The organism is Microbacterium meiriae (assembly GCF_040702565.1).
GTDB classification, from domain to species: domain Bacteria; phylum Actinomycetota; class Actinomycetes; order Actinomycetales; family Microbacteriaceae; genus Microbacterium; species Microbacterium meiriae.
In genome coordinates this window covers 1,332,070-1,351,444 of record NZ_JBFBLJ010000001.1, presented here as the reverse complement: position 1 = coordinate 1,351,444, position 19,375 = coordinate 1,332,070, and the positions used below count along the sequence as shown (strand labels likewise).

The following is a 19,375-nucleotide window of genomic DNA, read 5'->3' as shown; positions in this document are numbered from 1 at the left end:
CTCAGCGGCTCCTCAGCGTCGGGTTGGTGATGTTCTCGACGGCACGGCCCATCAGGGTGAACGACAGCACGACGAGGACGATGGCGATGCCGGGCACGAGCACGTACCACCAGTAGCCGCTGGTCGCCGCGGAGACGTCCATCGCGTTCTTCAGGATCGAGCCCCAGGACTGCAGCGTGGTGTCGCCGAGGCCGAGGAACGCCAGGGTGGATTCGGAGATGATCGCCGAGCCGACCGTGAGCGTCGTGTTGGCGAGCACGAGCGGCAGCACCCCGGGGAGGAGGTGCTTCATGATGATGTGCCAGTGCCCGGCGCCGAGGGCCCGCGAGCGTTCGATGTAGTCGCGCGACTCCACGGAGAGGGTCTGCGCGCGGACGACGCGGGCGGTACCGGCCCACGAGGTCAGGCCGATCGCGATGATGATGGTCCAGACGCCGCGGCTCAGCACCGACGACAGCACGATCGCGAGGATCAGCGACGGCAGCACGAGGAAGAAGTCGATGATGCGCATCATCAGCCCGCCGAAGAAGCCGGTGAAGTGGCCCGCCGAGAGGCCGACGAGAGTGCCGATGATCATCGACATCGCCGTGGCGGCGAGGCCGACGAGCAGGGACACCCTGGCGCCCCACACCATGCGGACCCAGATCTCGCGACCCTGATGATCGGTGCCGAGGGGATGCTCCCAGGACGGCGGGGCGAAGCGCTGCACGTCGACGAGTTTCGTGACGTCGAGCATGCTGGCGGGGGCGATCACGGGGGCGAAGATCGCGATGAGCGCTACGATCACGAGGAAGACGAGGCCCACCATGCCCGCCCGGTGCTGGGCGAACTGCCGGCAGAAGTCGACGAACGCGGTGCCGCGGCGGTGCCACGCCAGAGCACGGGGTGAACGGATGGTCGGGGATGCCGTGGTCATGCGCGCCTCACCCTCGGGTCGAGCTGACGATAGATGAGGTCCGCGATGAGGTTCATCGCGATGATGATCGTGGAGAACACCACGAAGGTGCCCTGCAGGAGCGGAAGGTCGGGTCCGGAGATGGCCTCGAAGGTCAGCTTCCCGAGCCCGGGCCAGGAGAACACCGTCTCCACCGTGACCGCCCCGGCGATGAGGCCGCCGATGTGCATGAAGACGAGCGTCACGGTCGGCAGCAGGGCGTTGGGGACGGCGTGCCGACGGCGGACGAGGTCTTCCCTGAGGCCCTTGGCCCGCGCGGTCGTGAGGTAGTCGGCGCCCATCTCCTCGAGGAGCGAGCTGCGCATCACCATCAGGTACTGCGCGTAGACGACCGCGACCATCGTGATGACCGGGAGCACCATGTGCGAGATCACGTCCAAGACCGCGCCGACCGGATCGGTGGGCGGGTTGGGGGAGACCATGCCTCCGGTCGGGAACCAGTGCAGCGTGCCGCCGAAGATCATCAGGAGCAGCAGCGCCAGCCAGAAGGTCGGAACCGACCAGAACACGAGCGAGGTGCCGGAGACGATGCGGTCGAAGGTGGAGCCGTGCTTCCAGGCCGCCTTCTGCCCGAGCCAGAGACCGAGCGCGATCGCGATGATCGCCGCCGTGCCGGTGAGGAGGATCGTGTTCCAGAAGTACTGGCCGATGAGCTCGGACACGGAGGTGCGGTAGACGTAGCTCGTGCCGAAGTTCAGGGTGAACACGTTGCCGAGGTAGTCGACGAACTGCTGCCACAGGGGCTTGTTCAGGCCGAGCTGCTCGCGTAGCTGGTCGGCCTGCTCGGCGCTCATGCCGCGCTCACGGGCGATCGAGGCGACCGGATCGCCCGGCAGGATCTTGAAGGCGAAGAATCCGAGGAGGATCACCATCGCCAGGCTGATGGCCGCGCCGCCGAGCTTGACCAGGAAGTAGCGGAGGGCGCCGACGCCCTTCGGCTGCTCCTCGGCCGCGGCGCTCGTCGCGATGGCGGAGGTGGACGGGGGAACCGCGTTGGACATGGGGGTCTCCTTACAGCGGACCGGGAGACGCCGCGGGGGCGGAAGCCCGCCACCCGCGGCGTCTCGCCGGACTCATTCGACGTCGGCGATGTTGCGGCGACGGATCAGGAAGAAGATGAGTCCTCCGATCAGGACCACCCCCACCACGACGCCTCCGATGATGAGTCCGGTGTTCGTGCCGGTGCCGCCGGCGGTCGCCCCCTCGACGGGCTCGACGGTCAGGTAGCCCCAGTAGCCGGCCTGGTTGGCGATGATGCCGCCGTCCTTCGGCTGCAGGGTGAAGCCCGTGAAGCGGTCGGAGCGGTAGGCCTCCAGCGAGTTGGCGTACCAGGTCGCGACCTGCGCGGTGTCGGTGTAGTTCAGCGCGAGCATGTCGTGCACGATCTCCTGGCGCTTCTCCGGGTCGATCTCGGAGCGCTGCGCGGCGTACATCTCGTCGAACTCCGGGTTGCAGTACCCGTCCTGCGTGGTGCCGCCGGTGCCGTCGGTCGCGGTCGGCAGATTCATGCAGGTGTTGATGCCCAGCTGGTAGTCGGGGTCGGGATTGACCGACCAGCCGCTGAAGTACAGGTCGTAGTCGCCGGACGTGGCCTTCGCGCTGATCGTGTCGGAGTCGGTGGACTCGACCGTGATCTCGATCCCGATGTCCTTCATCCACGGGACGAAGAAGTCGGAGATGGACTGCTCGTTGGCATCGTCCGCATCCGTCAGCAGGCGCAGGCTCAGGCGCTGACCGTCCTTCTCGCGGATGCCGTCCGCGCCGGGAACCCAGCCGGCCTCGTCGAGCTTCGCCTGTGCGGCCTCGGGGTCGAAGCCGACGATCACGTCGTCGTCGTCGGAGAGGTGCCACTTCGGGAAGGACGCCGGGATGAAGCTCGTGGCGAGCGTGCCCTCGCCGTCCAGCACCTTGTCGAGCAGGGTGGCCGTGTCGGTGCCGAGGCGGATGGCCTGGCGGACCTCGAGCTCCTTCAGCGCGGCGTTGCCGGTGCCGTAGGGCACGTTGTCGCGCGTCTGCTGACCGACGTTGATGCTGATCGAGTGGTAGCGGCGGCCCTCGCCGGAGTGCGTGGTGACGCCGTCGACGCCGTCGAGCGCCGAGAACTGCGTCGGGGTGAGGCCGGTGACGAGGTCGACGTCGCCCGCCTTGAGCGCCTGCACCTGGGCGTCGGAGTTCGTGTAGTACACGTACTGGATCGCGTCGATCTTGGGGGCGCCGCGCCAGAAGTTCTCATTCGCCTTCAGCACGATGGACTGGTTGGCCGAGTAGCTGTCGAGGACGAACGGACCGGAGCCGACGACGTCGGCGTCGTTGGTGAAGGTGGTGGGGTCGTCGACCGCCTCCCAGATGTGCTTCGGGACGATCGGGATCTCCGAGCCGGGGTTCGGGGCCTGCGGCGTCTTCAGGGTGATCACGACGGTCTTGTCGTCGGGGGTCTCGACGGTGTCGAAGTTCGAGACGAGGTTGCCGTTGGCGGTGCCGAGGGCGGGGACCGTCATCATCTGGTCGTACGTGTACTTCACATCGGCGGAGGTGATGGGCTCACCGTCCGACCAGACGAGGTCGTCCTGGAGGGTGAAGGTCCACGTCTGGCCGCCGTCCGTCGCCTCCCAGCTGTCAGCGAGGCCCTTCGTGGGGGAGCCGTCCTCGGCGTCGTTCTGCACGAGCGACTCGTAGACGTACCGGATGATGTTCGTCGGCGTCAGATAGATCGAGATGAACGGGTTGAACGTGTCCACGAATCCGGAGGTGGCGATCCGGAGCGTCGTCTCGGACGCCGGGGACTCGGTGGCCGCGCTGACGGACTGCGCCTGGGCGGCACCGACCGGAGCGGCGATGAGGAGCGCGGAGGCGATCGCGGCGGCGGTCAGACTTCGCACGGTTCTGGAGCGGGGGGCAAGACGCATGGAAGGTCCCTTCGGGCGCCGCCCGGATCCACAGTGAAGCCGGGTCGGTGCTGACCATGCAAGCGGAAGACGGCCGCGCGGTCAAGACATTCGATGCGTATCGCGGAAGAAAAGTGCCGACACCCGGAAAGATCGCCGGCCGTCGAGGGGGTGTAACACGGCGGAAACACGCGGATGCCAGGATGCGCCGGGAGAGATCGCCGAGGCGGACGGTGGTCACACGTCCCAGACATCCGGAACGTATCCCGGGTCGGTTCCGCTCGGGCGCGGGAACCGGAATCGTATCGTCACTCCGTCGGGATGGTGAGCACGGCGCGCAGGAGCGCGATGCGTTCGTGCAGGGAGGAACGCAGGAAGTGCTCGTCCACCGCGTGCGCGCCGCCACCCCGCGGGCCGAAGCCGTCGACCGTCGGGAGCCCGCGGCCGCCGAGGAGGTTGGTGTCGCCCGCGCCGGCCGCGGGGCGGCCGTCGACGTGCTGGCCGAGCGCGGCCCCTTCCTCGGCGATCCGCGCGAGGAAGGTGGCGTCCGCCGCGGAGGCACGCCAGGCGGGTCGGGCGCTGAGCACGGCGACCTCGACGTCGGCGCCAGGGCGCACGGGGGTCAGACCGCGGAGAGCGGCGAGGACGCGCTCCTCGGAGTCCGGGTCGAGGAAGCGGAGTCCTATCTCGGCCGCGGCCTGCGCCGGCACCACGTTGGTGCGCGCCCCGCCGTCGATGACCCCGACGTTGCAGAGCACCGGGCTCGGCAGATCCGGGTCGGCGACGATCGCGCGGACCCGCAGGAGCTGGTCGACGAGTTCGTCGATCGCCGAGACGCCGTGCTCCGGGTCGAGCGCGGCGTGGGCCGCACGTCCGGTGACGGCGATGCGCACCCGGGCACTGCCGCGGCGGCCGACCTTGAGGGCGCCGTCGGGATGCGGGGACTCAAACCCGATGGCGCAGGCCGCACCTCGAGCCCGCTCCGCGAGCAGGGGGCCCGAGACCGGCGAGCCGATCTCCTCGTCCGCGACCAGCGCGATCCGCACCGCGCGCCGCTGTGCGAGCGGCAGGGGCTGCAGGCGGCGCAGCGTCTCCAGCATCACGACGATGCCGGCTTTCATGTCGTAGGAGCCGGGGCCGCGCACGACATCGCCCTCCTCGCTCCATGGCAGGTCGTCCGCCAGCGTGCCGACCGGCCACACGGTGTCGGTGTGGCCGATGAGGAGCACCGGGTCTCCGGTGCCGGGGACGTCGATGACGAGGTCTGTCCCGAGCTCGTGCGGGACCCGCTGGACGGTGCCGCCGACGCCGGCGAACCACGCGGACAGCAGGTCGGCGATACGGCCGCTCGCCTCGACGTCGCGGCTCGGCGTCTCGAGCAGCACGAGTTCGCGCACGAGTGCGATGATGTCGTCGGAAGGATGGTCCGCGTCGCGCACTGCCGAAGGAGTCGTCACGGTTACGAACCGTATCTTGCCCCTTGATCACCCCGCAACCCGCCGATAGCATCGCTCAGAGCAGCAGGACTTCTCGATCTTAGGAAACGTATCGTGCCTCTTTCTTCGGTGGCCGCCGGTGTCGCCCACGGCTGCCGCGAACTCACCCAGTACGCCGAGTTCCGTGAGGCCGCCGCGCTGTACGCCCGCGTCTTCGCCTACACGGAGAACGAGTACGCGCTCAACGCCAACCTGCTCACCGCCCTCGCCCGCAACGGCGGTTCCGCGGTCGGCGCCTTCGCCGACGACGGAACGCTGATCGGATTCGCCTACGGCTTCGCCGGCTGCGACACCGCCGGTGCGTCGTTCCACTATTCACAGGCGGCGGCCGTCGACGCCGCGCACCAGGGGCGGGGCGTCGGCCAGGCACTCAAGTTCGCGCAGCGCGCGGTGGCTCTGCGCTGGGGGCAGCGGACGATGCGGTGGACGTTCGATCCGCTGCTCTCGCGCAACGCCCATTTCAACCTGAGCTCGCTCGGCGCCGTCGGCATCGCGTACGAACGGGACTACTACGCCCGTCCCGACACCGACCGCCTGGTGGTCTCCTGGGATCTGGACGCCGCCGATCACCCGACCCGCCGCACCCTCCCGGTCCCGCCTGAGCTCGGGCCGGACGACTGGGGGCGGGCCGTGGCGGCGGACGGCGGCACCTGGATCGCGATCCCGACCCGCCCCGGCGAGCTCGACGCCGAGGATCGTGCGGTGCTGCGGCGGCATCTGGAGCGGACGATGACTGCGGCGTTCCGCCGCGGGGACGTCCTCGTCGGGGCCGTGCGCCTCGACGACGACACGGCGGTCTACCGCGCGACACCCGGGGAGGGCACGGCATGAACGACCACGACCACGACCAGGAGGATCGCGACCTCGTCTCTCCGCGGGACCGCTACGGCGAGCGCATCCGTACCAACCTCTCCGCCGAGAGCATCCAGGCGCGGATCATCGAGACCGAGCAGCGCACGCTCGCCCAGACCTTCGAGGAGCTCAGCCGATCGGCCCAGGTCCCGCAGGCCGCCGCGCTGCTGCTCGGTGCCCGACGACGGTATGTGGCAGGCGAGGGCAAGGCGGCGGCGTACGCGCAACTGCTCAATGCGGATCTCTCGGCGACGCTGTCGAACGTGTTCCTCGTCGACGGGCACGCGCTGCAGCCGCTCACCGTGCTCACCGACGTCCGGGCCAGCGACGTGCTCATCGCGTTCTCCCTGCGGCGCTACCGCGAGGAGACCGTGCGGCTCGGGCGGCTCTTCCATGAAGCCGGGGGTCAGCTCGTCGTCATCACGGACAGTGAGGACGCCCCGCTCGCATCGATCGCGACCTCGCTCATCCGGGTGCGCACCGGATCCGCCTCGTATGCCGACTCCCCGACCCCGGTCGCGGCGGTGTGCCACCTGCTCAGTGCGCTCACCACGGCGAGCGCGAAGGGCGCGCGGAGGCGGCTGGCCGAACGGGACCGGCTGGTGGCACGGCTGGGTCTCTACGGCCCCGAGACGCCGCGCCCCCGCACCGAGGAGGACGCGTGAGGGTCGTCCGCGTCCGGCTGTTCGCCCTTCGACAGCCGCTGCGTCACAGCTTCGAGACGAGTTCGCACCGCAAGTCCGGCATCGAGCACGTGCTCGTCGAGGTCACCGATGCCGACGGGCAGACCGGCTGGGGGGAGATCGCGTCGCCGAGCGATCCGTTCTACGGCGCGGAGACCACGGTCACCGCGTGGGAGATCGCGACGCGCTACCTCGTGCCGGCGCTGCTCCGTGCGGACGGGGACGAGCCGGCGGCTCTGGAGGCGTCGTGGGCACGCGTCCGCGGGCATGAGTTCGCGAAGGCCGGGTTCTCCGGAGCGGTGTGGGACCTGTCCTCCCGGATGCGCGGGATCGCGCTCGCCGCGGCCCTGGGCGGGACGCGCGACGAGGTCGTCGCCGGGGTGTCGCTGGGGATCGAGCCGTCGCTCGACGAGCTGCTCGCCCAGGTCGAGCTGCAGCGCGCGGCCGGCTACCCGCGCGTCAAGCTCAAGATCGCTCCGGGGTGGGACGTGGAGCCCGTGCGCGCGGTGCGCGGTGCCTTCCCCGACCTCGACCTCCACGTGGATGCGAACGGCGCCTACGCGGATGACGACCGGGCGGCCGAGGTGTTCAGGCGCCTGGACCGTGAGGCGCTCACCATGATCGAGCAGCCCTTCGCGCCGCGGGATCTCGTGGCCCACGCCGATCTGCAGGCGCGGCTCGACACGGACGTGTGCCTGGATGAGTCGGTCGTCGACCTCGGCGACCTGCGGACCATGATCCGGCTGGGTGCAGGGCGGGTCCTCAACATCAAGGTGTCGCGGATGGGCGGGCTGACCGTCGCCCGCGCCGCGCACGACATGGCACGCGATGCGGGCATCCCGGTGTGGTGCGGGGGAATGCACGAGTTCGGCGTCGGGCGGGCCGCGAACGTCGCGCTGTCCTCGCTTCCGGGCTTCCTGCTCCCGTCGGACGTGTCGGGTTCGGACAAGTACTACGAGTCCGACATCATCACCCCTCCGGTGACGGCCGTCGCGGGCCGGGTCACGGTCCCCACCGGACCGGGGATCGGACACGAGGTGCTCGCCGAGCGCATCGCCCGTGACGCGTCCCGGGTCTTCGACTCATCCGCGGCCGAGGCCCCCGAGGCCGTCCTGACCGCGGGCTGACCGGCCCCCGAACCTGCGAGAGCGGAATCCCATGCGTGCACTGCTGCTGTACCGGCTCGATCTCGCCGACGAGGGCGCGGAGGGCGGGATCCACCCGGTCGACCCGCGGGAGCCGATCATCCGGGCGACCGACCTCGGCGTGACCCGCGGCGACGGCGTGTTCGAGACCGCTGTCGTGCGTCAGGCCAGGCCGCAGGCCCTGGACGCGCACCTCGCACGACTGGAGCGTTCGGCGCAGCTCCTGGGGCTGCCCGTGCCACGCCGCGAGCGGTGGGCACGGGCGGTGCGCCACGCAGCCGTCGAGGTGTCCCGTCCCGGAGTGCTCCGCGAGGGGGAGATCGCCTCGATCAAGATCGCGATGACCCGCGGGGACGAGATCGACCCGGCCGGGCCGACGGGGTGGGTGCTGGGCTTCGCGGGCGAGGACCCGGAGGCCGTCCGCGCGCGGGGCGTCTCCGCGGTGGTCCTCGACCGCGGATACAGGCACGACGTCATGGAGACGGCGCCCTGGCTGCTGCAGGGGGCGAAATCCCTCGCGTACGCCGTGAACCAGGCGGCCCTGCGGGAGGCGCGGAGCCGGGGCGCGGACGATGTCATCTTCGTCAGCGCCGACGGTTTCGTGCTCGAAGGGCCGCGGTCGACGCTGATTGCGCTGCTCGACGGGACGCTGGTCACGCCACCGCCCGAGCACGGGGTGCTCCCCGGGACGACCCAGGCCGACGTCTTCGCAGGACTCGCCGACATGCCCTCCCGCATCGGTCCGATGGTGCGGGACGATCTGGAGCGGGCGGAGACGCTGTGGCTCTGCTCCAGCACGCGCGGCGCCGTGCCCGTGCGGGAGCTGGACGGCGTCGCGCGCCGCGCGGACCCCGCTCTCACCGCGCGGATGAACGCGGTGCTGGATGGACGAGAGGACTGAGATGGTCGACGAGGACCTGCCGATCGATCGGGTGATCGACGGCCACAACGATCTCGCCTGGGCGAGCAGGACGCTGCTCGGCTACCGGGCCGCGGAGCTCGCCGGGTCGGTGGCGGCCACGCAGACCGACCTGCCGCGACTGGTCGCCGGCGGGGTCGCCGGCCAGTTCTGGTCGGTCTGGGTCGATCCCGTGCTGGAGGGGGCGGAGCAGGTCGTGGCCACGCTCGAGCAGATCGACTTCGTGCACCGGCTCGTCGACGCCCACCCGCAGCGCTTCGCGATCGCTCGGACGGCGGCCGACGTGCGTGCGGCGATGGCCGAGGGGCGGATCGCCTCGCTCATCGGCATCGAGGGCGGCGACCAGCTCGGCGGATCGCTGGCCGTGCTGCGACAGTTCGCGCGTCTCGGCGCTCGGTATCTCACCCTCACCTGGTCGCGGACGATCGCCTGGGCGGACTCCGCGACCGACGAGGCGCGCCACGGCGGTCTGACGGACTTCGGACGCGAGGTGGTGCGCGAGATGAACCGCATCGGTGTGCTCGTCGACCTCTCGCACGTCGCTCCGACGACGATGCGGCACGCGCTCGAGGTCACGACGCGCCCGGTGATGGTCAGCCACTCCGGCGCCTTCGCCCTGTGCGACCACCCCCGCAACGTGCCGGACGACGTGCTCGCCGCGATCGGCGGGCAGGGCGGCGTCGTGATGGTGCCGTTCGTGCCCACGTTCGTCTCGCAGGCCCGCCGCGACTGGTGGGAGGCCGGGGGAGAGGGAGAGGCCCCGCGCGTCGGTGTCGCCGACGTCGCCGATCACCTCGATCATGTGCGTCGCGTGGCCGGCGCGCATGCGGTCGGGATCGGTGCCGACTACGACGGCTCCGATGCGATGCCGGACGGTCTCGGCGACGTCTCGGGGTATCCGGCCCTGTTCGCCGAGCTGCGGCGTCGCGGCTGGTCGGAGGACGACCTCCGGGCGGCGGCCCACGAGAACGTCCTCCGCGTGCTGGAGGCCTCCGACCCCGACCACGAGGCCTTCCTCGCGGGCAGCGCAGGAGAGCCCGCCGCGGCCGCACTCGCGCCGGCGGTCGACACGACGATGCGGGAGGGGGCGCTGTGACCCCGCGCGTCCTCGTGATCGTGAACTCGGCGAGCTCCGGCCCGCGTCGCCTCGGCACCTGGCTGCGGGAGAAGGCGATCGACATCGACGAGATCGTGGGAGCCGAGCAGCCGCTGCCCCCCTCCCTGGACGGCTACGCAGGACTCGTGATGCTGGGCGGCGGGCTCATGCCGGACGACGATGACCGTGCACCGTGGCTCGCGGCAGAGCGGGCGCTCGCCGCGGAGGCCGTCGCCCGCGACCTCCCCACGCTCGGCATCTGTCTGGGCGGTCAGCTGCTCGCCCACGTGGCCGGCGGCGAGGTCGCTGAGAAGACCGGACCGATCGAGCGCGGCGCGACCCCCATCCGTCCGACCGCGGCCGGACGCACGGACGCCGTGTTCGCGGCGCTGGGTGACGAGGCTCCGATGATCGAGAACCATCAGGACATGATCACGCGGCTGCCACCCGCGGCGGTGCTGCTGGCGTCGAGCGCGGCCGTCGAGAACCAGGCCTTCCGTCTAGGAGCGCGGGTGCGCGGCGTGCAGTTCCACCCCGAGGCCTCCGCCGCCGACCTCGCGCGGTGGGACGACGCGGCGCTGCGGGGAGAGGGACGCTCGCTTCCCGCGCTCATCGCCGCCGCCGAGCGCGTGCACGACCACAACACCGCAGCCAGCCGCGCGCTCATCGAGGCCTTCGCCGACGAGGTGCGCGCCGAGGTCCCGGCGTGACGCCCGCGGATGCGGGTCTTCTCGTCACGACGGAGACCGCCGCAGAAGCTCTCCAGCACGGCCTGGACGAGCGCGCACGTCGTGCCGCCCCGGCCGCCATCGCCGCGGTGGCCGAACGGGGGCGCGTCCGCGCAGTGCTCACCCACGGCCATCCCCGCGCCGATGAGGCCCCGACGACGCGGGACACCGTCTTCCGCATCGCGTCGATGTCCAAGAGCTTCCTGGCCGCCACCGTGCTCTCGTTGCGCGACCGCGGTCTGCTCGACCTCCATGCGCCGATCCGCACCTACCTGCCCGATGTCCGACTGCGGCACCGCGGTGCTGACGTCGATGTCACGGGCGACCTGCTGCTCTCCAACCGCTCGGGTCTAGGGGAGGACAACGCCTGGGTGGATCGGCACCTCGGCGCCTCGCGGGCCGAGATCGCCGCCCTGTTCGCGGGTGGGGTGCCTCTCGCGGCCGTGCCGGGAACCGTCTACCAGTACTCCAACCTCGGACAGTCGCTGCTCGGCCGCGTCGTGGAAGCGGTGACCGGGCGGACGGTGGAGGACGTGATCCGGGAGACCCTGCTCGAGCCCCTCGGGCTGCGCCGGACGGCACACGTGTCGGACGGCTTCGCGCCGGAGACGCTGGCCGGCGGGTTCCGGACGTTCGACGACGGCACCACGTTCCGCCCTGAGCCGTTCGTGGGGTCGGGCGCGCTCGGCTGCATCGGCAGCATGTTCAGCACCGTCGACGACATCGCGAGATGGATGTGGTTCCTCGGCTCGGCCTTCACCGACGACCCGCTGGCGCCCGACGTGCTGGCTCCGGCGTCGCGACGGGAGCTGCAGCAGGCCCGCACCCCGATCCCGGTGCCGTCGGCGATGTTCGACGGGCGCGACCTTGCGGGGGCCGGCTACGGCTACGGCCTCTTCGTCGAGGACGACCGGCGGTTCGGGCGGATCGTGCAGCACTCCGGCGGTCTTCCCGGATTCTCGGCGCACATGCGCTGGCACGCGGCCAGCGGCATCGGCGTCGTCGCCTTCGGGAACTCCGACGAGTTCGGCGCCCGGCGGATCGCAGGCGCCGCGCTCCAGCAGCTGCTCGAACGGACGGACGCCCCCTCCGCCGTCCTGCACCCGTGGGCGGAGACGGTCGCCGCCGCGCAGGCTCTCGACGTCGCGATCCGCTCGGGACGGCCCGCCGCCACGTACCCGTTCCTCGCCGACCATGTGCTCGACGACATCCCGGCCGACGTCCGCGATGCCCGGCTGGCGGCACAGGTTCAGGAGATCGGCGGATTCCGCGCGGAGCAGGACCCGTTCCCCGATCGCGTGGTGGCCGCGGCGACGGAGGCCGAGCTGCGCTGGCGGATCGCGGGGACCCGCGGCGACCTCCTCGTCGACGTGCGGCTGGTCGGGCTGCCGGAGCCTCGCGTGCAGGGGCTCAGCGCGGCGGTCGTCGCGCCAGGGCAGACACGGGTCGAGGGGGAGCGAGCCGGAGCGACCGAGCGGCACCTGGTCGTCCTGCCGTCGCTCTGATACCGCGACCTGCACAGATCGACCGGGTCCAACAAACCGCCCTAGGATGGAGGCATCCCGACCCGTCCGTTCTGAGGAATCCTCATGCCCGCCACCCCTGTGCGTCGCCTCCTTCCCCTCGCCGCGCTCGCCGCCGCCACCGCCCTGGTGCTGACCGCGTGCGCCGGCCCGTCCACGGAGAGCGACGGCGGTGAGCTCGTCTGGTCGATCGAGGGCGCGAACCTGTCCGCGGGGCACATGGACCCGCAGGTGAGCCAGCTCGACGTCTCCGGCATGGTGCAGCGCGCGGTGCTCGACTCCCTGGTGTTCCAGGAGGACGACGGCACGTTCAGCCCGTGGCTCGCGACGAGCTGGGACGTCTCGCCGGACAGCACGGAGTACACCTTCACGCTGCGCGACGACGTGACCTTCACGGACGGCGAGCCGTTCGATGCGGAGGCCGTCAAGGCGAACTTCGACCGGATCGTCGACCCGGAGACCGCGTCGGCGCAGGCATCGAGCATGCTCGGTGCAGACTTCTACGCCGGCACCGAGGTCGTCGACGACCACACGGTGAAGGTCTCGTTCACGCAGCCGTATGCGCCGTTCCTCCAGGCGGCCAGCACCCCGCAGCTCGGCTTCTACTCGCCGGCCGTGCTCGCCGAGTCGGCCGACAAGCTCAAGGCGGGCGGCCCCGACGTCACGGTCGGCACCGGGCCGTTCGTGCTCACCGAGTACACCGCCGACCAGGAGATCGTCTACACGCGCAACGACGACTACGCCTGGGGCCCGCACGAGACGAAGGCGCCGGCGTTCGAGACGCTGCGCGTGCAGATCCAGCCGGAGGCGTCGGTGCGTACCGGAGTGATCGAGAGCGGCGAAGCCGACCTCGCCAGCAACATCCCGCCGAACCAGGTCGCCGGTCTCGACGACGCCGGCGTCACGGTCGACTCGGTGGAGTACCCGGGACTGCCCTACTCGCTCTACCTGAACGAGAAGTACGGCGTCTTCGCCGACGAGAAGGTGCGGCAGGCGTTCGCCCGCGGCATCGACGTCGACGCGGCGGTCGAGGAGATCTACTTCGGGCAGTTCCCGCGGGCGTGGAGCGTCCTCGGCAGCACGACCCCGGGCTACGACGCGTCGCTGGAGGACTCCTGGCCGTTCGATCAGGACGCCGCGAACGCCCTGCTCGACGAGGCCGGCTGGACGGAGCGCGACGCGGACGGCATCCGCACGAAGGACGGCGAGCGCCTGTCCGTGCGGTGGATCGCCTGGACCCCGGTCCCGGATGACCGCGCGGCGCTGGCCAACGCGATCCAGTCGGACCTCAAGGCCATCGGCTTCGAGGTGGAGCGCGAGGAGCTGGAGCCCGGCGCCTACAACGCCCAGTACGAGCCGAAGACGTTCGACCTCACCGACTGGGGCTTCTCCGGCGTGGACGCCGACTTCCTCCGTGCGCACCTGCACACCGACGGCTTCCAGAACGCCTCGCAGGTGAGCGATCCGGAGATCGACGCGCTCCTGGAAGAGGCCGTCGCGTCGAGTGATCAGGACGCCCGCAACGAGCTCTACACGCAGCTGCAGCAGTGGAACGCGGAGTACACGGCCATCGTCCCGCTCTACAGCCCCTCGGCGATCACGGCGGTCGGCGAGCGCGTGCAGGGTCTGGACTACGACCTCTACGGGCGGCCGCTCTTCTACGATGTGAGCCTCGGCTGACATCCGGCGGCCGTCGTTTCGAGGGAGCGGGCGGAGTGATCGAACCGTGAAGGCGGTGCTCGGCCGCGCCCTCGGGCTCGTGGCCTCGGTGGTCATCGTGCTGTGGGGGGCCGCGACCGTCGCATTCCTGGCCTTCCGGGTGATCCCCGGCGACCCGGTCTCGGTGATGCTGGGCCCGCAGGCGCAGGTGAGTGAGGCCGTCAAGGACGGCATCCGCGCCGACCTCGGCCTCGACCGTCCGCCGTTGGAGCAGTATGTCGGCTTCATCGGGCAGCTCGCCCGCGGCGACCTCGGCGAGTCGTACCAGCTGCGGCTTCCGGTGTCGGAGGTCATCGGACGGCAGCTCGGGGCGACCGTGCAGCTGTCCGCCCTCGCCCTGGTGATCGCCGTCGTGCTCGCTCTCGCGGTCGCCCTCTTCGTGCGGGGTCGTGTCGGGCGCACCATCGCCGCCGGCGTCGAGCTCGTGGTGCTCTCCTCGCCGGTGTTCTGGATCGGGCTGCTGCTGCTCAGCGTCTTCGCGTTCGGACTGGGGTGGTTCCCCGTCTCGGGCACCCGCAACCCGGCGACCATCGTGCTGCCGGCGATCACGCTCGCCCTCCCGGTGGCGGCGCTGCTGAGCCAGGTGCTGCGCGACGGGTTGATGCAGGCGGAGCGGATGCCGTTCGCGGAGACCGTCCGCGCGCGTGGCGCGGGGCCGACTTGGTTCACGCTGCGGCACGGGGTGCGGCACGGCGCCGCGTCGGCGGTCACCCTCGCGGCCTATCTCACCGGCTCGGTGCTCGGGGGCGCGGTCCTCGTCGAGACCGTGTTCGCCCGGCCCGGCGTGGGGCGGGTCACCCTCGCCGCCATCAACGACCGGGATCTCCCGGTCCTCACCGGCATCATCCTGCTGAGCGCTCTCGTCTTCGTCGTCATCAACGTGGTGGTGGAGCTCGTGCACCCGCTGATCGACCCGCGCGTCGCTGCGCCCCGGTCGGGAGGCGCCGTATGAGTCGGGGCCAGCGGCTCCTGCTCGGGTCCGCCGCAGCCGTGCTGGCCGTGATCGCCGTCGCCGCCCTGTGGCCGGGACTGCTCGCCACGCACGATCCGTTGCAGACCGAGGTGCGGGCCGCGCTCCTGCCGCCGAGTGCCGAGCATCTCTTCGGTACCGACCAGAGCGGCCGCGACGTGTACTCCCGCGTGGTGTTCGGCGCGGGGCGCTCGGTCGGGATCGGACTTCTCGCCACCGCCATCGCCCTCGCCGCCGGCCTGCTCGTGGGGGCGCTCGCCGGCATGTCTCCGCGCGGTGTCGACGTCACGCTCATGCGCATCAACGACGTCCTCATGGCGTTCCCCGAGTTCCTGGTGGCGCTCGTCGTGGTGGCCGTGCTGGGACCGGGGCCGGTGAACATCGCGATCGCGGTCACCCTGGCGGCCGCGCCCGTGTACGTGCGGCTCGCCCGCGTGCAGACCAGGACGCTGCGCGTGGCCGAGCACGTCGAGGCCGCCCGCATCCTGGGCGTGCCGCCGCTGCGGGCTTTCCGACGCCATGTCGTGCCCGGGGTGCTGGGATCGCTGAGCGTGTTGGCGACGATCGGCATCGGATCGAGCATCCTCGCCGCCGCCGGACTGAGCTTCCTGGGTCTCGGGCCGTCCGAGCCGACCCCGGAGTGGGGTCTCATGCTCGCCGGCGGTCGCAATGTGCTCGGACAGGCGTGGTGGGTGTCGGTCTTCCCCGGTCTCGCGATCACGCTGACGGTGGTGTGTGGGACCGTGATCGGACGGATCCTCCGGGCTCGGGCGGACGGGAGGGACGCATGAGTGCGGCGCTGGAGGTCGAGGAGCTGCGGATCGCCTTCGCGGGGACTCCCGTCGTGGAGGGCGTGTCGTTCGCTGTGGAGGCCGGCGAGTGCGTCGCGATCGTGGGAGAGTCGGGGGCCGGGAAGTCGCTCTCGGCCCGCGCTTTGCTCGGCCTCACTCCGCCGGCAGCCGACGTCGCCGTCGACCGACTCCGCATCGACGGGGTGGACGCCGCCGCCCTCACCGAGCGCGGCTGGCGGCGGATACGAGGGACCGGGATCGGCCTCGTCTCCCAGGACGCGCTGGTGTCGCTGGACCCGCTGCGGCGGATCGCGGACGAGATCGCGGAGCCGCTGCGGCTGCACCGCCTCGCGCGCGGCCGGGCGGTCGTCGCCGCGCGCGTCCGGGACCTCCTCGCGCGGGTCTGGATGCCCGACCCCGACCGCCGTGCACGGCAGCGTCCGCAGGAGCTCTCCGGAGGGTTGCGGCAGCGCGCACTCATCGCCTCGGCGCTGGCCGGGAACCCCGCCGTGCTCGTCGCGGATGAGCCCACCACGGCCCTGGATGCGACGGTGCAGGCCCGCATCCTCGTGCTCCTGCGGGAGATCGTCGACGACGGCACCGCCGTGGTCTTCATCAGTCACGATTTCGCCGCCGTGCGGCGGGTGGCGGACCGGGTGCTCGTGATGAAGGACGGCCGGATCGTGGAATCCGGGCCGGTCGCGGAGGTACTGGCCGCCCCGCAGCACCCCTACACGCAGCAGCTCATCGCGGCGACGATGCACGAGCCGCGGGAGGAGCGCACGGCGTCCCCTGGGGTCATGCTCGTCGCGGAGGGAGTGTCCAAGGCGTTCGGCGGGGTGCCGGCCGTCGTCGACGCGTCGTTCACGGTGCCCACCGGCCGCACGCTGGGCATCGTCGGCGAGTCCGGGTCGGGCAAGACGACCCTTGCACGGATGATGGTGGGCGTCGAGACCCCGACCTCCGGAGAGCTGCGCTGGGCCGGGGCGCCGCGGGTGCAGCTCGTGCATCAGAACCCGCTCGGGGCGTTCGACCCGCGCTGGACGGTCGGGCGGTCGCTGGAGGAGGCGCTGGAGGCGGGAGGCGTGCCGCGCGGCGCGCGTCGATCACGGGTGCGTGCGCTGCTCGCCGAGGTCGGGCTCGAGGAGAGTCTGGCGGTACGACGATCGGCGGCGCTGTCGGGCGGGCAGCGGCAGCGGGCGGCTCTGGCCCGAGCGCTGGCCGCCGACCCGGACGTGCTGGTGCTGGACGAGCCCGTCTCCGCCCTCGACCCGTCGGTGCGGGAGCGGGTGCTCCGGCTCCTCGCACGGGTGCAGGGGGAACGGCGGCTGACGATGGTCTTCGTCTCGCACGACCTCGATGTCGTCGGCGCGGTCGCGGACGACGTCCTGGTCATGCAGGACGGCCGGATCGTGGAGCAGGGGCGCACGGCTGAGGTGTTCGCCGCCCCGCAGCATCCGTTCACCAAGGAGCTGCTCGCCGCGAGCGGCCCCGTCAGTCCGTGACGACGATCCCGAGTCCCGCTGCCATCACCGGCGCGAGCTGCTGCACCTGCAGGGACGAGAGGGTCGCGCCGCGGAGGCTCTGGACGTCGAGGTAGGAGAGCGCGTCGAGGCCGCGGAGATCGAGGTCTGTCGCGCGCAGGCCCCGGGGGTCGACCTCGTCGCTGCGCGTGGCCTGGAACCGGACGCGCGTGAGTTCCGACTGCGGGATGTCGATCGTGCGGACGGCGCATCCCACGACATCGACGTCCTCGGCGCGGGCGGCACCCAGGTTGAGATAGTCGATGCGCACGTCCCGCAGTTCGAGCTCCGCCACGCGGGCGTCGCTGAGATCGAGGGTCCCGATGCGGCCGCCCGTGATCCGGAGCCGACGGATGCTCGCGTTCCGCATCCGGAGCGACGCGATACGCGGGTCGGGGAGGTCGACGTCGAGGAGCGTGGCCCCGGTGAGGTCGATGCTGTCGGCGTCTGCCTGCACCGCGCACTGCTCGAGCGTGGCGTAGGAGAGATCGACGGTGCCGGTCAGCTCCAGCGCGGCGGCGAGGAGATCGGCGCGGCGGGCGGCCACGCGCGGCTCCAGCACCGGTGGCAGGTCGGGCGCGGAGACTCGGGGTGCACTCGGGGACTTCGGCATCCTCCGAGGCTATGTCCTCCCTCCGACACCCCCGCTTCCCGTTCCGGTACGACGTCGCAGATCCTCGCTGCCTCGTACTCTCCCTTGCAGCCCCTGCGACGGGAGTCCCGATCTGCGACCTCACCCCGGCTAACCCCGGCTCCGGGGCTCTGGGACTCGCCCTGTAGGAGCTCGCTGATCTGCACTGTGTCGCAGGTTCTCCGCGGGAACGTCCGACATGGGCGCGAATCTGCGACGTCGGACGGGGCCGGGGAGGAGAGGGACTCGGGCTGCACAGGAGGGGGAGTGGGGGAGTTGTGCACAGGGCATGGGAGGAGCTGGCCGAGGCAGGGAACGAGGGAGGGGGCCGGAAGCAGTATCAGGGGCATGAACGGGATGAGGCGGGCGCGGCTGCTGCAGGCGATGCGCGAGGTCGACGGAGTCGCGAGGGTCGAGCGGCTCCGGGAACGCGGGGTCAGCCGGTACGACCTCGAGACGGCGGTGGCGGAGCGGATCATCCACCGGGTGCGGGTCGGGTGGGTGGCGCTGCCCGATGCTGATCCGCTTCGGGTGACCGCGGCGCAGCACGGTGTTCTGATGACGTGCGTGACGCAGGCGCGGCGCCTCGGGATCTGGGTGCACGACGAGAGACCGCGCCTTCACCTGGCCGCCAGCCCGGGCAGCAGGGGCGGGAAGCCACCGGAGGCGCGCGTGCACTGGGCTCGGCCCCTGGTCCCACGACATCCTGATGCCCTGGAGGACCCGATCGAGAACGTGCTGAGCCTGGTGTCCACGTGCGAGCCGTACGAACAGGCGCTCGCGACCTGGGAGTCGGCATTGAACAAGGGACTCGTCGATCGAGAGAGGCTGCTCCGCCTCCGCTGGGGACCGCGCGGGCGGCGGCTCCTGGCCGAGGCGTTGCCGTTCGCGGATGCGGGACTCGAGACCTACCTGCGCGTGCGACTGCGCTGGCTCCGTCTGCCGCTGCGCTTCCAGACGTGGATCGCCGGGCATCGGGTGGACGCCCTGATCGGGGAGCGGCTCGTGCTGCAGATCGACGGTGGCACCCATGTCGGAGCCCAGCGCGACCAGGACAACGCTCACGATGCGGAGCTGAAGCTGCGCGGCTTCCACGTCATCCGTCTCGGCTATCACCAGGTGATGGACGAGTGGCCCGCGGTGCAGGACCTCATCATGCGCGCCGTCGCCCAGGGACTGCATCGTGCCCGCACGGCGTGATGTCGCGGATTCCGCCCCTGGTCGCAGGGTTGGCTCCGGTCCCTGCGACGTCGAAGAGAATCCGCGTGGGGAGGAGCACGCGTACAATGGGCACACGAGCATCGATCCGGCCATCACCGGGGAGCTCTCGGAAGAACGGTCCGGCGACGGACTCAGTAGAACCGAGCGGGGCAGGCCCGTCACAGCCGCAGTGAGAGTGGTCCGTGGGTCTCTGAGCTTGTCGAGGGGACGCAGGGGCACGCGAGGTGGTACCGCGGTC

17 protein-coding genes are annotated in these 19,375 nt (G+C 71.3%); 12 read left to right on the top strand and 5 right to left on the bottom strand.

The window, feature by feature from the left end; translation table 11 throughout:
- Nucleotide 1 precedes the first annotated feature (1 nt).
- The 4 genes from AB0310_RS06540 to AB0310_RS06525 all read right to left on the bottom strand — a co-directional run bounded on the left by AB0310_RS06540 (nt 2) and on the right by AB0310_RS06525 (nt 5,297).
- On the bottom strand, nt 2-916 hold the full coding sequence (locus AB0310_RS06540; protein WP_082758500.1) for an ABC transporter permease: 915 nt from the start codon (nt 914-916) through the stop codon (nt 2-4).
- Nucleotides 913-1,956, bottom strand: a complete 1,044-nt coding sequence (locus AB0310_RS06535; RefSeq protein ID WP_101845193.1) for an ABC transporter permease — start codon at nt 1,954-1,956, stop codon at nt 913-915. The genes AB0310_RS06540 and AB0310_RS06535 overlap by 4 nt, the downstream gene beginning before the upstream one ends.
- A 72-nt stretch (nt 1,957-2,028) precedes the next feature.
- Nucleotides 2,029-3,861, bottom strand: a complete 1,833-nt coding sequence (locus tag AB0310_RS06530; protein ID WP_315714110.1) for an ABC transporter substrate-binding protein — start codon at nt 3,859-3,861, stop codon at nt 2,029-2,031.
- 287 nt (nt 3,862-4,148) lie between these two features.
- On the bottom strand, nt 4,149-5,297 hold the full coding sequence (locus tag AB0310_RS06525; protein ID WP_366236829.1) for a M20 family metallopeptidase: 1,149 nt from the start codon (nt 5,295-5,297) through the stop codon (nt 4,149-4,151).
- A 93-nt stretch (nt 5,298-5,390) separates the two neighbouring features.
- Here AB0310_RS06525 and AB0310_RS06520 point away from each other — a divergent pair, with 93 nt between their 5' ends.
- The 11 genes from AB0310_RS06520 (at nt 5,391) to AB0310_RS06470 (ending at nt 17,267) form a co-directional block, all read left to right on the top strand.
- Nucleotides 5,391-6,167 carry a hypothetical protein gene (locus tag AB0310_RS06520; protein WP_366236828.1) on the top strand — a complete coding sequence of 259 codons (777 nt, stop codon included), beginning with the start codon at nt 5,391-5,393 and terminating at the stop codon, nt 6,165-6,167.
- The gene (locus AB0310_RS06515) at nt 6,164-6,853 is read left to right on the top strand and encodes a MurR/RpiR family transcriptional regulator (protein ID WP_259954571.1); all 690 of its coding nucleotides are present in this window, start codon (nt 6,164-6,166) and stop codon (nt 6,851-6,853) included. Before AB0310_RS06520 ends, AB0310_RS06515 begins: the two co-directional genes overlap by 4 nt.
- The gene (menC, locus tag AB0310_RS06510) at nt 6,850-7,998 is read left to right on the top strand and encodes an o-succinylbenzoate synthase (RefSeq protein WP_259954572.1); all 1,149 of its coding nucleotides are present in this window, start codon (nt 6,850-6,852) and stop codon (nt 7,996-7,998) included. The genes AB0310_RS06515 and menC overlap by 4 nt, the downstream gene beginning before the upstream one ends.
- A gap of 31 nt (nt 7,999-8,029) precedes the next feature.
- Complete coding sequence (locus tag AB0310_RS06505) at nt 8,030-8,917, top strand: aminotransferase class IV (protein ID WP_366236827.1); 888 nt, start codon at nt 8,030-8,032, stop codon at nt 8,915-8,917.
- Complete coding sequence (locus tag AB0310_RS06500) at nt 8,901-10,031, top strand: dipeptidase (RefSeq protein WP_366236826.1); 1,131 nt, start codon at nt 8,901-8,903, stop codon at nt 10,029-10,031. Before AB0310_RS06505 ends, AB0310_RS06500 begins: the two co-directional genes overlap by 17 nt.
- Nucleotides 10,028-10,741, top strand: coding sequence for a type 1 glutamine amidotransferase (locus tag AB0310_RS06495; RefSeq protein WP_366236825.1), 714 nt, complete (start codon nt 10,028-10,030; stop codon nt 10,739-10,741). The genes AB0310_RS06500 and AB0310_RS06495 overlap by 4 nt, the downstream gene beginning before the upstream one ends.
- Nucleotides 10,738-12,264: a serine hydrolase domain-containing protein gene (locus AB0310_RS06490; protein ID WP_366236824.1), complete on the top strand. Its 1,527-nt coding sequence runs from the start codon at nt 10,738-10,740 to the stop codon at nt 12,262-12,264. The genes AB0310_RS06495 and AB0310_RS06490 overlap by 4 nt, the downstream gene beginning before the upstream one ends.
- Nucleotides 12,265-12,348: 84 nt before the next feature.
- Entirely contained in the window at nt 12,349-13,962 is a 1,614-nt protein-coding gene (locus tag AB0310_RS06485; protein ID WP_366236823.1) for an ABC transporter substrate-binding protein, read from the top strand.
- Between the two features lie 46 nt (nt 13,963-14,008).
- Nucleotides 14,009-14,953, top strand: a complete 945-nt coding sequence (locus AB0310_RS06480) for an ABC transporter permease (RefSeq protein WP_366236822.1) — start codon at nt 14,009-14,011, stop codon at nt 14,951-14,953.
- Nucleotides 14,950-15,762 carry an ABC transporter permease gene (locus AB0310_RS06475; protein ID WP_366236821.1) on the top strand — a complete coding sequence of 271 codons (813 nt, stop codon included), beginning with the start codon at nt 14,950-14,952 and terminating at the stop codon, nt 15,760-15,762. Before AB0310_RS06480 ends, AB0310_RS06475 begins: the two co-directional genes overlap by 4 nt.
- Nucleotides 15,759-17,267, top strand: coding sequence for an ATP-binding cassette domain-containing protein (locus AB0310_RS06470; RefSeq protein ID WP_366236820.1), 1,509 nt, complete (start codon nt 15,759-15,761; stop codon nt 17,265-17,267). Before AB0310_RS06475 ends, AB0310_RS06470 begins: the two co-directional genes overlap by 4 nt.
- On the opposite strand, the gene AB0310_RS06465 is transcribed toward AB0310_RS06470, so the two are convergent.
- Complete coding sequence (locus AB0310_RS06465; RefSeq protein WP_366236819.1) at nt 17,257-17,898, bottom strand: pentapeptide repeat-containing protein; 642 nt, start codon at nt 17,896-17,898, stop codon at nt 17,257-17,259. The genes AB0310_RS06470 and AB0310_RS06465 overlap by 11 nt on opposite strands.
- A 366-nt stretch (nt 17,899-18,264) precedes the next feature.
- Between AB0310_RS06465 and AB0310_RS06460 the strand changes: the two genes are divergently transcribed.
- Nucleotides 18,265-19,116 (top strand): endonuclease domain-containing protein, encoded by an 852-nt coding sequence (locus AB0310_RS06460; protein ID WP_259954585.1) that lies wholly within the window; start codon nt 18,265-18,267, stop codon nt 19,114-19,116.
- Nucleotides 19,117-19,375 lie beyond the last annotated feature (259 nt).

Coding starts and splice junctions, on each gene's coding strand:
- AB0310_RS06540 (WP_082758500.1), bottom strand. CDS start 916: ATGACCACGGCATCCCCGACCATCCGTTCACCCCGTGCTCTGGCGTGG.
- AB0310_RS06535 (WP_101845193.1), bottom strand. CDS start 1,956: ATGTCCAACGCGGTTCCCCCGTCCACCTCCGCCATCGCGACGAGCGCC.
- AB0310_RS06530 (WP_315714110.1), bottom strand. CDS start 3,861: ATGCGTCTTGCCCCCCGCTCCAGAACCGTGCGAAGTCTGACCGCCGCC.
- AB0310_RS06515 (WP_259954571.1), top strand. CDS start 6,164: ATGAACGACCACGACCACGACCAGGAGGATCGCGACCTCGTCTCTCCG.
- AB0310_RS06505 (WP_366236827.1), top strand. CDS start 8,030: ATGCGTGCACTGCTGCTGTACCGGCTCGATCTCGCCGACGAGGGCGCG.
- AB0310_RS06500 (WP_366236826.1), top strand. CDS start 8,901: ATGGACGAGAGGACTGAGATGGTCGACGAGGACCTGCCGATCGATCGG.
- AB0310_RS06485 (WP_366236823.1), top strand. CDS start 12,349: ATGCCCGCCACCCCTGTGCGTCGCCTCCTTCCCCTCGCCGCGCTCGCC.
- AB0310_RS06475 (WP_366236821.1), top strand. CDS start 14,950: ATGAGTCGGGGCCAGCGGCTCCTGCTCGGGTCCGCCGCAGCCGTGCTG.
- AB0310_RS06470 (WP_366236820.1), top strand. CDS start 15,759: ATGAGTGCGGCGCTGGAGGTCGAGGAGCTGCGGATCGCCTTCGCGGGG.
- AB0310_RS06465 (WP_366236819.1), bottom strand. CDS start 17,898: ATGCCGAAGTCCCCGAGTGCACCCCGAGTCTCCGCGCCCGACCTGCCA.
- AB0310_RS06460 (WP_259954585.1), top strand. CDS start 18,265: ATGAACGGGATGAGGCGGGCGCGGCTGCTGCAGGCGATGCGCGAGGTC.